Origin of the sequence: Necropsobacter massiliensis (genome assembly GCF_000827595.2) — a bacterium.
Taxonomy (GTDB): domain Bacteria; phylum Pseudomonadota; class Gammaproteobacteria; order Enterobacterales; family Pasteurellaceae; genus Necropsobacter; species Necropsobacter massiliensis.
On the sequence record NZ_LN776192.1, the window covers coordinates 22,491 to 35,625 of the forward strand.

At 47.3% G+C, this 13,135-nt stretch carries 9 protein-coding genes; 3 read left to right on the forward strand and 6 right to left on the reverse strand.

The genetic code is table 11. The features are described from left to right. Window positions 1-224 precede the first annotated feature (224 nt). A complete protein-coding gene (gene ltrA / locus BN3349_RS10545; RefSeq protein ID WP_245853819.1) occupies window positions 225-1,883 on the forward strand; it encodes a group II intron reverse transcriptase/maturase in 1,659 nt (552 codons plus the stop codon). Window positions 1,884-2,187: 304 nt separating this feature from the next. Here ltrA and BN3349_RS10550 read toward each other — a convergent pair whose 3' ends face one another. Together BN3349_RS10550 and BN3349_RS10555 are read right to left on the reverse strand one after the other, a co-directional pair. Further along, window positions 2,188-2,682 (reverse strand): YfbU family protein, encoded by a 495-nt coding sequence (locus BN3349_RS10550; protein ID WP_040977345.1) that lies wholly within the window; start codon window positions 2,680-2,682, stop codon window positions 2,188-2,190. Window positions 2,683-2,694: 12 nt separating this feature from the next. After that, complete coding sequence (locus BN3349_RS10555; RefSeq protein ID WP_040977346.1) at window positions 2,695-3,444, reverse strand: MlaA family lipoprotein; 750 nt, start codon at window positions 3,442-3,444, stop codon at window positions 2,695-2,697. Window positions 3,445-3,779: 335 nt separating this feature from the next. Here BN3349_RS10555 and carA point away from each other — a divergent pair, with 335 nt between their 5' ends. Next, window positions 3,780-4,907 (forward strand): glutamine-hydrolyzing carbamoyl-phosphate synthase small subunit, encoded by a 1,128-nt coding sequence (carA, locus tag BN3349_RS10560; protein WP_040977347.1) that lies wholly within the window; start codon window positions 3,780-3,782, stop codon window positions 4,905-4,907. Window positions 4,908-4,947: 40 nt separating this feature from the next. Next, the gene (gene carB / locus BN3349_RS10565; RefSeq protein ID WP_040977348.1) at window positions 4,948-8,175 is read left to right on the forward strand and encodes a carbamoyl-phosphate synthase large subunit; all 3,228 of its coding nucleotides are present in this window, start codon (window positions 4,948-4,950) and stop codon (window positions 8,173-8,175) included. Window positions 8,176-8,386: 211 nt separating this feature from the next. On the opposite strand, the gene tkt is transcribed toward carB, so the two are convergent. From tkt to ulaR, 4 genes are all read right to left on the reverse strand, one after another. Then, window positions 8,387-10,393: a transketolase gene (gene tkt / locus BN3349_RS10570; protein WP_040977350.1), complete on the reverse strand. Its 2,007-nt coding sequence runs from the start codon at window positions 10,391-10,393 to the stop codon at window positions 8,387-8,389. A 411-nt stretch (window positions 10,394-10,804) separates the two neighbouring features. Next, the gene (gene araD / locus BN3349_RS10575) at window positions 10,805-11,497 is read right to left on the reverse strand and encodes an L-ribulose-5-phosphate 4-epimerase (RefSeq protein WP_040977352.1); all 693 of its coding nucleotides are present in this window, start codon (window positions 11,495-11,497) and stop codon (window positions 10,805-10,807) included. Further along, window positions 11,491-12,351, reverse strand: coding sequence for an L-ribulose-5-phosphate 3-epimerase (locus BN3349_RS10580; protein WP_040977353.1), 861 nt, complete (start codon window positions 12,349-12,351; stop codon window positions 11,491-11,493). The genes araD and BN3349_RS10580 overlap by 7 nt, the downstream gene beginning before the upstream one ends. 17 nt (window positions 12,352-12,368) lie before the next feature. Continuing rightward, complete coding sequence (gene ulaR, locus BN3349_RS10585; RefSeq protein ID WP_040977355.1) at window positions 12,369-13,112, reverse strand: HTH-type transcriptional regulator UlaR; 744 nt, start codon at window positions 13,110-13,112, stop codon at window positions 12,369-12,371. Window positions 13,113-13,135: the final 23 nt, after the last annotated feature.

Sequence of the window (13,135 nt, forward strand, 5' to 3'; positions counted from 1 at the left end):
AGTAACCTAGGGATAGTGCATTACTGGCAACGGTAATGTATGGAGCTTCCTGACAATGTACGCCCTGTAAAGGTTATTGAACTCGTGAGGGAACAATAAGAAAACATTAAACTACATAATGTTGAGCGGCTAGGTTGAATGAAAAGATAAACGTAAGTGAACCATTGATAAACTTCGTTAGATCTGATGAGCCTACGGTAGTTATTGGCTCTAACCAAAATGGTATGCAGCAGGTTATTCCTTTTATTTGTGGGAATACGTTACCAAAATGCTGTCGGAGAACAGATGGTATCTTCCTCATTCGTGTGGTAATAACGGAACTTGGTAAGCCTGTATTTTCGAAAATAAGTATGAAAGAGCGAACTCATCATACTAAGAAATTAGTAGACAGTCCAGCTCCAACGACCTCACACATAACTCAATGGCATTATATTGATTGGTATAAAGTTAATCGATATGTGAAAGGAATGCAGGTGCGGATTGCGAAGGCGACACAGGAAAGCGATTGGCGTAGAGTTAAAAATCTACAACGAATGCTGACCAACTCGTTTTATGCAAAAGCGTTAGCTGTAAGGCGAGTGACTAAAAATCAAGGCAAACGAACCGCAGGTGTAGATAAAACGATTTGGGATAAACCCGAATTGAAGTGGCAAGCGATTAGTGAGCTTTCAAGCAAAAAGTATAAACCAAGCCCATTGAAGCGCGTGTTTATACCCAAAGCGAATGGAAAAAAACGCCCATTGGGTATTCCAACAATGAAAGATAGAGCTATGCAAGCCTTACACTTATTGGGATTACAACCTGTTGCAGAAACCCTAGCAGATGCCAGTTCTTATGGATTTCGGATAAGCCGCTCAACGGCAGATGCGATAAACCATATACACAGCATTTTCTCTTTAAGAGGAGATAAGAAATCAGCGGAATGGGTACTTGACGCAGATATACAAGGTTGTTTTGACCATATCAGCCACGATTGGCTTATTCAACATATTCCGAGGAATAAACGGATTTTGCGGAAATGGCTAAAATCGGGTGTGGTTGAATTTGGGCAGCTAAAAGCAACGAAAGAAGGCGCGCCGCAAGGTGGCATAATTTCGCCAACATTAGCGAATATGGCACTAGACGGAATGGACACTTTGCTTGCTGAACATTTTGGTAAAAAGCAAAGCAGACAGATAATCCGTAACAAGACCTATATGGTACGGTACGCAGATGACTTTATTATTTCAGGAAGTTCGAAAGAAATACTGAAAGAAAAAGTTATCCCATCAGTTAAAAATTTTCTGGCAGAGCGTGGTTTAACATTGTCAGAAACCAAAACTAAAATCGTACATATTGATCAAGGATTTGATTTTCTGGGTTGGACAGTCAGACGGTTCAAGCGGAAAGTACTCATAAAGCCGAGTAAGAAGAATGCAGAAGCATTTTACCGAAAAGTGAAGAAAGCACTAACTGATATGCGAACCGCCAAACAATCCGATGTCATTAAGGTATTAAATCCAATGATCAGAGGGTGGGCGAACTATCATAGACATATTGTGGCGAAAGCGACCTATAATCGAATGGATATGCTAATATGGCAAGCACTATGGAAATGGTGTCATCGCCGACATCCAAATAAAGGAAAGCGTTGGATAAAAGCGAAATACTTTTGCACCACCGCAACCCGAAACTGGATATTCGGTACAACGGATACCAAGAGTAAAGGCGAGCAATATCTATTAGACTTACGCTATTGTAGTGATACCAAGATAAAACGACACAAGAAAATAAAGACAGATTACAATCCGTTTTTACCTGAATGGGAATTATATAAAGAAGTATTACACCAACGCAGACTTTATGAAGAGCAATCTCATAGACAGCAATGGCGAGCTATTTAAAAGTCGTGAAGCCGACTGTCTAGTAGCCAATAGAAAGGCTTGAGCTATATGCAGAGAAATTTGCTTGTACAGTTCTTAGGGGCTAGATTGCAGTAATGCAATCTGGCTACCCGATGTCAAGCGAACATGCTGAATAAAGAGGGTATCGAAAGATACCCTTTTTTGTCGCCTATTGTCAATGCAGGATAGAAACGCGAAATACAGCAAAAAATGACCGCACTTTAAACCGCCTCAATCAATCGGTTGGATGTTCCGACTTTCGGGGCAGTTTAAAGTGCGGTCTATATTTTTATCGTTTTTCGGATTAGGCGTTTAAAATGCGCTGAATTTCCGCCATACTTAAATGGTATTCATGCGGACAAGCGCGCCAAACTTCGAGCATTCTGATATATTTATCCCACATTGGGGTTTGTGAATCGCAGCCGTGTTCACAATGCATAAATTCTTGATACTTACCCTCGGTACCGGTGATAAAACGCAGATAATTCAAATATTTTTTCTCACGTTGAGCGCAATAGCCAGCAAATTGCAGGCGGTGCGGCGTAATCGTCGATTGATCGCCGAGATTGTTATAGGAAACTTGCAACGCATGGTACATTTCCAGGGTTGCCAATACAGTACGGCATTCCTGTTCCGAAATATCGGAAAATTCTTTGTCCAGCTCTTGCAGCTCCAAGCCGAAACCACCTTTTACAATGGCTTCCAGACGCTGATATTTTTTCACATTATTCGGTTCTAAAAGTCCCATTAATTTATATTGATTCGCTAAAATGAGACGTTGTGTTGATGTCATTTGCATAATAAATTCCTGTTAATCGACTTCGTTAAGTTCTTCTTGTGAAAGGGATTCCTGGGTGGCTTTGACTTTGCCGTCGCTGACGCGGTATTCCAGATTCTGATAATAGGCTTCACGGAATGTGACATAAGGATCTTGCGCCTGATCAAGCAGCGCCTGTTTATCCAGCGCTTTGGCTCGCTTGTCAATTGCCTGAATGCCGGATTTTACCAGCGCCCAAGGACCGCCGACCCAATGCCAGAACGGATACATCGCACCGATGTCCGCCGCCGTCCCGGTGGCTTGACGCGGTGTGGTCGGACCGTATGCTGGCAGCATCACGTAAGCGCCGGGCTCGACCCCGTAGCTGCCCATGGTATCGGCAAAATCGCGCGAATTTTCAATTTTCAGCGGTTCGCTGTAACTTGCCCAGTCAATTAAACCGCCGAGACCGAAGACCGTATTAATCCAGAACCGGTTGAAGTGTACCATGGCCTTTTTCCCTTCGCCTTCCAGCAATCGGCTGACGAAACTAACGGGTTCATCCAAGTTATTGACAACGTTCGTTAGCCCCGTGCGCAGCGGAGAAGGCACATAATTTTTCCAGCCGGTAGCGACCGGTTTCAGCACGTAGGGATCGACAACCTTATAGTTAAAATCCCACATGGTGCGGTTAAAACCTTCCAGCGGATCTTGGCGTTCTCCCGTTTGCGGATCAATGGATGTGCAGCCGACAACGAATGCGCTGCATAATAAAACGGTGGTCATGGAGGTGATTTTTTTCATCTGCGTTCTCTCGGATTAAAACGATGCCCCATTGTAAACAACTTATGCGGCAACTACAAAATAATTCACGAGAATTTACAAACACCTTGTAATTTTGTCATTATTTATGCAAAATATTTGCATAAATAATCATTTAAACGTTTGCGATTTTACTTGAATAGCCGGGCATTGTCCTTTAGAATTAGCAGGTTTAGCCTACATTGGCTATATCATCAGACACAGTTTAGTTTTTAAACCTCCGAAAATACAAAAGTGCGGTTCGTTTTGGGATTAAATTGTGGTTAATGAGCATTCGTAAGTGTTCAACCGAAACAGATTACAAACAGGAGTAATTTATGTCTGAACCCGCAATGTTAGTATTGGCTGACGGCAGTATCTTTCACGGCAATGCTATCGGTGCCTTGGGGCACACTGTCGGCGAAGTGGTGTTCAATACCGCAATGACCGGCTATCAGGAAATTCTGACCGACCCTTCTTATTTTCAACAAATCGTCACGCTGACTTATCCTCATATCGGCAATACCGGTGCCAATCGCGAAGACTTGGAAAGTAACGGTGTGTATGCCGCCGGTCTGATTATCCGCGATTTACCGTTATTGCACAGCAACTTCCGTGCGGAGCAGAGTTTAACCGAGTATTTGAAAGACAACAATGTGGTTGCTATTGCGGGCATTGATACCCGCCGTCTCACCCGTATTCTGCGTGATAAAGGTGCGCAAGCGGGTTGCATTATGGCGGGCGAAATCGACGAGAAAAAAGCGCTTGAACTGGCACGCGGTTTCGGTTCGATGGCGGGTAAAGATTTGGCGCAGGAAGTTTCGACCAAGCAGGCTTATCAGTGGACGCAGGGCGAATGGCAGCTCGGCAAAGGCTATGCGGAAGCGAAAAATCCTGAATTCAATATCGTCGCCTATGATTTCGGCGTAAAACACAACATTCTTAGAATGCTCGCCGAACGCGGTTGCCACATTCAGGTTGTACCGGCAAAAACCAGTGCGCAGGAGGTGCTGGCGTTAAATCCGGACGGTATTTTTCTTTCCAACGGTCCGGGCGATCCAGAACCCTGTGATTATGCAATCCGCGCCGTTCGGCAATTATTAGCCAGTAAAAAGCCGATGTTCGGTATTTGTTTAGGACATCAATTGCTCGGGCTGGCGGTGGGCGGTAGAACCAAAAAAATGGCTTTCGGACATCATGGCGCCAATCATCCGGTGCAAGATTTGATCTCACAGAAAGTTTTTATCACCAGCCAGAACCACGGCTTTGAAGTGGATGAACAGAGCCTGCCGCAAAACGTGCGTATAACTCACCGCTCTTTATTTGATCACTCGGTGCAGGGCATTGAATTGACCGATCAAGCGGCATTTTCCTTTCAAGGACATCCGGAAGCCAGTCCGGGGCCGCATGATGTAGCGTACCTGTTCGACAGATTTATTGATGAAATGAGAAAGGCGAAAGCCTAAAGTGCGGTCAGTTTTTTACCAGTTTTAAGAGAAAGAGAAGATGCCAAAACGTACAGACATAAACACAATTCTAATTATCGGCGCCGGTCCGATTGTGATCGGTCAGGCCTGCGAGTTTGACTATTCGGGCGCGCAGGCGTGCAAAGCCTTGCGTGAGGAAGGCTACAAAGTGGTGCTGGTCAATTCTAACCCCGCCACGATTATGACCGATCCGAACATGGCGGATGTGACTTATATCGAACCGATTCACTGGCAGACGGTGGAAAAAATTATCGAAAAAGAACGTCCTGACGCCATTTTGCCGACGATGGGTGGACAGACCGCGTTAAATTGCGCACTGGATTTATCCAAACACGGCGTATTGACAAAATACGGCGTGGAGCTGATCGGGGCGACTGAAGATGCAATCGACAAAGCAGAGGACCGCGGACGTTTTAAACAAGCGATGGCGAAAATCGGCTTAAATACGCCGAAATCCTTTGTTTGTCACAGCTTTGAAGAGGCTTGGAGCGCACAGGCGGAAGTGGGCTTTCCGACGTTAATCCGCCCGTCTTTTACCATGGGAGGCTCCGGCGGCGGAATTGCGTATAACAAAGATGAATTCTACGCTATTTGTGAGCGCGGTTTTGATGCCTCGCCGACGCACGAACTGTTGATCGAACAATCAGTGCTCGGCTGGAAAGAATACGAAATGGAAGTGGTGCGCGATAAAGCGGATAACTGCATTATCGTTTGCTCCATTGAAAACTTTGACCCTATGGGCGTACACACCGGCGATTCCATTACCGTGGCGCCGGCGCAGACATTAACCGATAAAGAATATCAGATTATGCGCAACGCCTCGCTGGCAGTGTTGCGTGAAATCGGCGTGGATACTGGTGGTTCGAATGTGCAGTTTGCAGTCAATCCAGAAAACGGTGAGATGATCGTCATCGAAATGAACCCGCGTGTCAGCCGTTCGTCCGCACTGGCCTCTAAAGCCACTGGCTTTCCGATTGCCAAAGTGGCAGCGAAACTGGCGGTGGGCTATACCTTAAATGAACTGCGCAATGACATTACCGGCGGCTTGATCCCGGCGTCTTTCGAGCCGTCTATCGACTATGTGGTCACCAAAGTGCCGCGCTTTGCCTTTGAAAAATTCCCGCAGGCGGATGACCGGCTCACCACTCAAATGAAATCCGTCGGCGAAGTCATGGCAATGGGACGCACTTTCCAAGAGAGTTTGCAAAAAGCCCTGCGCGGTTTGGAAACCGGTATTTGCGGCTTTAATTTGTTATCCGAAGAGCCTGAGAAAATCCGTACTGAGTTGGGTAATCCGGGACCGAACCGCATTCTTTATGTGGCAGACGCCTTCGGTGCCGGCTTCAGTTTGGAAGAAGTGCATCATTATTCTAAAATTGATCCGTGGTTTTTGATTCAGGTACAGGATTTGGTGCAGGAAGAGTTGGCGCTGGAAAAACGCACGCTGGACGAGCTGGATTATGCCGAATTGCGCCGCTTGAAACGCAAAGGTTTCTCCGACAAACGTATTGGACAGCTGACCAATGCGGGCGAAAGTGCGGTAAGAAATAAGCGTAATTTATTGAATTTGCATCCGGTGTATAAACGAGTGGATACCTGCGCCGGCGAATTTAAATCTGATACCGCGTATTTGTATTCCACTTATGAAGAAGAGTGCGAAAGCCGTCCGTCTGAAAATAAGAAAATTATGATTTTAGGCGGCGGACCGAACCGTATCGGACAAGGGATTGAGTTCGACTATTGCTGCGTACATGCGGCATTAGCATTGCGCGAAAGCGGGTTTGAAACCATTATGGTGAACTGTAATCCGGAAACGGTGTCCACGGATTTCGATACCTCCGACCGTTTATATTTTGAACCGCTAACGCTGGAAGATGTGTTGGAAATCATCCATGTGGAAAAACCTTGGGGGGTTATCGTACATTACGGCGGACAAACACCGTTGAAACTGGCTAACGCGCTGCATGCCAACGGCGTGAAGATTATCGGCACCTCGGCGGACAGCATTGACGCCGCAGAAGATCGCGAACGTTTCCAGCAGATTCTGCGGGATTTAGCCTTGAAACAGCCTAACAACCGTACAGCCCATAATGCTGCTGAAGCGGTTAATTTAGCACAAGAAGTGGGCTATCCGCTGGTGGTACGTCCGTCTTATGTGCTGGGCGGTCGAGCAATGCAGATTGTCTATAATGTGGACGAACTGAACAAATACATGCGTGAAGCGGTGCAAGTTTCGGAAGACAGCCCGATTCTGCTGGATCATTTCCTGAATAACGCCATTGAAGTGGATGTAGATTGTATCTGCGACGGCGAACAGGTGATTATCGGCGGCATTATGCAACATATTGAACAAGCGGGGATTCACAGCGGTGATTCCGCCTGCTCGCTGCCGCCGTATTCTTTAAGCCGTGCCGTTCAGGATGAAATCCGTCGGCAAACCGCCGCCATGGCGCGCGCATTAAACGTGGTGGGCTTAATGAATGTGCAGTTTGCGGTGCAGGATAATGTTATTTATGTGTTGGAAGTCAACCCGCGCGCCAGCCGTACCGTGCCTTTTGTGAGCAAAGCTACCGGTCGCCCGCTGGCGAAAATCGCCGCACGCGTGATGGCGGGAATCAGCTTGCAAGAACAAGGTATTCAGGGCGAAATCCGACCGCACTTTTATGCCGTGAAAGAAGCGGTATTCCCGTTTATTAAATTCCCGGGCGTGGATACCATTCTCGGACCGGAAATGCGTTCCACCGGTGAAGTGATGGGCGTCGGCAGAACCTTCTCGGAAGCGTTCCTGAAAGCCCAGATTGGCGCCAACGAACGCATCCCGAAAACCGGCAAAGTGTTCCTGTCCGTTGACGACGGCGATAAAGCCCGCTTACTGCCAATCGCCCAGCGCTTGCAGGAAGAAGGCTACGGCTTGTGTGCGACCATGGGGACCGCGAAATTCCTGCGCGATAACGGCGTATTCGCTCAAATTATCAATAAAGTGCGCGAAGGTCGCCCACATATTGTAGATGCGATTAAAAACGGCGAAATCGCCATGGTCATCAACACCGTCGGCAGCCTACCAGAAAGCATTACCGACAGCCATTCCATCCGCCGCAGCGCACTGCAACAAAAGGTGTTTATCCAAACTACCTTAGCCGCCGCCGAAGCGCTGGTGGAAGGGGTAAAAAGCATCGACGGCTGCGATGTGTATTCGGTACAGGAATTACACGCAGGATTAAACAAATCGTTCCCGACAATTGATTGATGTTTAATAAAAGTGCGGTCAAAAATATAAAATTTTATGGCCGTATTTTTTCTATGTGATTACATGTACCTTAAAATCAATTTAATTATTTGTATTTAATAAAAATTTCTGAAGTTTGATTTAAGCCCGGTACGTTGCCGGGCTTAATGTTGAACTTAGGTCTGTTTATTTACCTCAAGTGTTGAGGGGCAGGGCAAAGTGCGGTCAAAATTTATAAAATTTCTTTTGCCTTTGCGACTACGTTTTCTACCGTAAAGCCGAACAGTTTGAATAGCTGGTCGGCTGGGGCGGATTCGCCGAAGCGGTGCATGCCGACAATACGACCGTCAATGCCGACGTATTTATACCAGAAATCCGCAATGCCAGCTTCAATAGCCACGCGTTTGGTTACGTTATGTGGCAGGACGCTTTCGCGATATGCTGCATCCTGTTTGTCGAAGACATTGGTGCTTGGCATGGAGACCACCCGCACTTTGACACCTTTGGCTGTCAGCACTTCTGCTGCTTGCATCGCTAGCGCCACTTCTGAACCTGTGGCGATTAAAATTAAATCCGGGCAGCCACCTTTGTCGCAACATTCTTTTAAGATGTAACCGCCGCGTGCTACGTTGGCAAGCTGTGCTGAAGTGCGGTTCATTTGTGCGAGATTTTGGCGCGTGAAGATTAGGGCACTTGGACCGTCTTGACGTTCTACTGCCGCTTTCCACGCAATAGCGGATTCCACTTGGTCGCACGGACGCCATGTTTCAAGATTCGGAATTAACCGTAAACTTGCGGTTTGTTCTACCGGTTGGTGAGTCGGACCGTCTTCGCCCAAGCCGATGGAATCGTGGGTATAAACGAACAGGCTGCGTTGTTTCATTAATGCCGCCATACGCACCGCATTGTGGGCGTATTCGTAGAACATTAGGAACGTCGCGCCATAAGGAATGAAACCGCCATGCAGCGCGATACCGTTCATAATCGCCGACATACCGAATTCACGCACGCCGTAGTTAATATAGTTGCCGTCTTGGTTGGTGTTGGCACGGATTGGTTTTGAGCCACTCCATAGCGTTAAGTTGGAACTGGCTAAGTCAGCAGAACCGCCCAGAAACTCCGGTAGAAGATGGGCATAGGCTTCAATGGCGTTTTGTGACGCTTTGCGGCTGGCGATGGTTGCCGGATTGGCCTGCAATTTTTCAATAAACGCTTGGCTTTCCTGTGCCCAGTTTGCTGGTAATTTGCCTTGAATGCGGCGACTGAATTCCGCAGCCAACTCTGGGTGAGCTTTGGCGTAAGCGGCAAATTTTTCATTCCATGCGCTTTCTGCTCGGTTACCTTTGTCTTTGGCGTTCCATTCGGCATAAATCTCTGCCGGAATGTCAAATGGCACATAATCCCAATGTAAAGCTTTACGTGTTAAGGCAATTTCTTCATCGCCTAACGGTGCGCCGTGGCAATCATGGGAATTGGATTTATTCGGTGAACCGTAACCGATGATGGTTTTGCAGATAATCAATGTCGGTTTGTCGGTTTCCGCCTGTGCCTGCTTAATAGCGTCAATGATTTGTGCTGGATCGTGCCCGTCGATGGCGGGGATCACCTGCCAGCCATAGGCTTCAAAACGCTGTTGGGTATTATCTGTAAACCAACCGTCCACATGACCGTCGATGGAAATATTATTGTCGTCATAAAAGGCGATTAATTTGCCTAACCCCAATGTTCCCGCCAAGGAACAAGCCTCATGAGAAATTCCCTCCATTAAACAGCCGTCACCTAAGAACACATAAGTATAGTGGTCAACGATGTCGTGACCGGGGCGATTAAATTGTGCAGCTAAGGTTTTTTCCGCAATCGCCATACCGACGGCGTTAGTAATGCCTTGCCCCAGCGGCCCGGTGGTGGTTTCTACGCCCGGTGCGTAACCGTATTCCGGATGTCCCGGGGTTTTAGAATGCAATTGACGGAACTGTTTTAAATCTTCAATGGATAAATCGTAGCCGGTTAAGTGCAGCAGGCTGTAGATCAGCATTGAACCGTGTCCGTTGGATAATACGAAGCGGTCGCGGTCGGCCCATTTGGGGTTATTCGGATTATGTTTTAAAAAATCACGCCATAACACTTCGGCAATATCCGCCATGCCCATCGGTGCACCGGGGTGACCAGATTTGGCTTTTTGCACGGCATCCATGCTTAAAAAACGAATGGCGTTAGCAAGTTGTTTTCGGGCTGTCATGTTATTCTCCTATGATACATTAATAATAAATTTGCAAAATAACGATAAAAGTGCGGTCATATTTTACCTTATTTTCGTTAGAAAAGAGGAATTAATTTAATCGGCAATATAAACCGAAAAATAAAACAACTCCTTCTCGGTATAGATCGATAGGAGCGTTTAAGGTTAAAAAACGGTCGTGGAACCGGCATAAAGATAGGCGTCGGATTTAATATTGCGCCCGTATTTCTCACTTCCCGCGCGCATAGCTTATGCAGTTTGTTTGCCGTTGGCAGCCATTAGGGCGCGGGCGGCGATAAAAGCTTTTGTGTTCATTTCAACCTGACTTTCCGTTTGGCGTCGGCGCTTTTTCGAGTGTTACGGAATCAAGAGCGATTTGTCGTAATGGTTTTGGCATAGAGATTCCTGTTTTTACTGCCCATAATACGCATTTTTACCGTGTTTGCGCAGGTAATGTTTATCCAGCAGAGCCTGTTGCATCGGCGCTAGGTTCGGGTTTAACTGGCGGGCGAACAGGTTCATATACGCGATTTCTTCCAACACCACCGCATTATGTACCGCATTATCGCCGTCCGTTCCCCAAGCAAACGGACCGTGTGAATGCACCAGCACTGCCGGGATGTCCAGGGGGGCGATGCCCCGCTGTTGGAAGGTCTCAATAATCACATTTCCCGTTTCTAGCTCATAATCGCCCTTGATTTCCGCTTCCGTCATTTTCCGCGTACAAGGAATTTCACCGTAAAAATAATCCGCATGCGTGGTGCCGGCAGCTATCAAACCTTCGCCTGCTTGCGCCCAAACGGTAGCATGGCGTGAATGGGTATGGACGATACCGCCGATTTCCTCAAACTGACGATACAACGCTAAATGCGTTGCGGTGTCCGACGACGGCTTTTTCTCGCCCCACACTTTGTTGCCGGCTAAATCCACAAGCACGATATCGTCCGCCGTCATGCTCTCATAGTCCACTCCTGACGGTTTAATCGCCACCAAGCCCGATTCCCGGTCAATTTCACTCACATTGCCCCAGGTAAAGGTCACCAAATGATGTGCCGGCAACGCCAAGTTTGCCTTTAACACGCGTTCACGTAATGCCGCTAACATGCCAATCCCCCTTCTTTCATCTTCTCTTCTATCCAGCGACGGGCGTTGATAATCTCCACCAACGGCTCCGACGCTTTTTCTGTCCACATTTCGATTAAAAACGCACCGCGGTAATTTAACTGCGATAGCACCTTAAAACAGTCGGCAAAATCCACGCAACCCTCGCCGAACGGTACATCGCGGAATTGACCGGCACTGCTTTCCGTCACCTTATAAGTGTCTTTTAAATGAATCGCCGAGATTTTATCAATGCCCAGTTTCAGCTCTTCTGCCACATTATCATTCCAGGCTGATAAATTGCCGACATCCGGGTACACCGTAAACCACGGCGAGGCAATCAGTTTATCCCACTGCTTCCAGCGTGAAATCGAGCTCATAAACCGTGTGTCCATTATCTCCACCGCCAAGCTCACCTGATGGTTCGCCGCCAGTTCAACCGCCCATTCCAGCCCTTGCTGAAAACGGGCGATAGTGCCCTCGTCTTGTTCTTCGTAATAGACATCATAGCCCGCCAGCTGAATGGTACGTATCCCCACATCCACCGCCAGTCGAACGGCTTTGTCCATGATGTCATAAGCCTGCCGGTGAGTGGCTTCATCATGACTGCCGAATGGAAAACGTCGGTGTCCAGACAGGCACATGGACGGCACCGTGATGCCAGAATCCAACACCGCACGCACGAAATCCAGCCGCTGCGCCTTACTCCAGTTTAACCGCGCCAGCCGCTCGTCGGTTTCATCGATTGACATTTCCACGAAATCAAAGCCGCAGGCTTTGGCAACCGCCAAACGTGCCGACCAATCGATATCTTTCGGCAACGCTTTTTCGTAAATCCCCAGTTTATGTTTTCTCACAAGGTTCTCCTGTATGATTATGCGGTAATCACTTGTAAGCCTTTTTCCCGCAGCGCTTTGATTATATTGGGATCGGCCTCTTTGCCGGTGATTAACGTATTGATATTTTTTAGTTCCGTGAACAGCATACCGACCGCGCTACCGAGTTTGGAACTGTCCAGTAACACGACAAGTTTTGTATTTTTTGACAGGATCCGCTGTTCCGAATTAGCGATCAGCATATCGGTTTTGTACAGTCCGTCGGTGGTTAATCCTTTGCCGCTGGTAAACACAATATTGGCGGCGAAGGTTTCGTCCGTTGCATGTAAAGACAGCATAATCGCCTGACTTTTATTGTACTGCCCGCCCATAATAACGACTTGTTCGTGATCATGTTCAATCAGATAATTGGCAAGTGGTAAGAAATTGGTAATAATTTGAATACGGCGATTACATAACACTTCACCGAGCATCATCATGGTCGAGCCGCAGGTCAGAATCACGCTTTCGCCGTCTTGGCATAATGCGGAGGCGGCCTGGGCAATGCGTTGTTTTTCATCAAAATGATTGATATGTGTTAGGCGACCGGTCGGTTGCGCTTGCGGCAGGGATTCCACACCGTTTCTGATTTTTATCAAGCGTCCCTGTTGGTTTAATTTTGTAATGTCTCGTCGTGCGGTTGCAGGAGAAATATTAAGATATTCAATGATTTCCGGCACAGATAACATCTGTTTTTGCGCTAATAGCGCCAATAACTTTTTATGTCTGATTTGTTCATTCACGTTGTCGCCCTCCTTAAACCTCA

Excerpts from the sequence above, each read along its gene's own strand:
- carA (WP_040977347.1), top strand. The coding sequence starts at position 3,780 with ATGTCTGAACCCGCAATGTTAGTATTGGCTGACGGCAGTATCTTTCAC.
- carB (WP_040977348.1), top strand. The coding sequence starts at position 4,948 with ATGCCAAAACGTACAGACATAAACACAATTCTAATTATCGGCGCCGGT.
- BN3349_RS10555 (WP_040977346.1), bottom strand. The coding sequence starts at position 3,444 with ATGAAAAAAATCACCTCCATGACCACCGTTTTATTATGCAGCGCATTC.
- tkt (WP_040977350.1), bottom strand. The coding sequence starts at position 10,393 with ATGACAGCCCGAAAACAACTTGCTAACGCCATTCGTTTTTTAAGCATG.
- ltrA (WP_245853819.1), top strand. The coding sequence starts at position 225 with ATGCAGCAGGTTATTCCTTTTATTTGTGGGAATACGTTACCAAAATGC.
- araD (WP_040977352.1), bottom strand. The coding sequence starts at position 11,497 with ATGTTAGCGGCATTACGTGAACGCGTGTTAAAGGCAAACTTGGCGTTG.
- BN3349_RS10550 (WP_040977345.1), bottom strand. The coding sequence starts at position 2,682 with ATGCAAATGACATCAACACAACGTCTCATTTTAGCGAATCAATATAAA.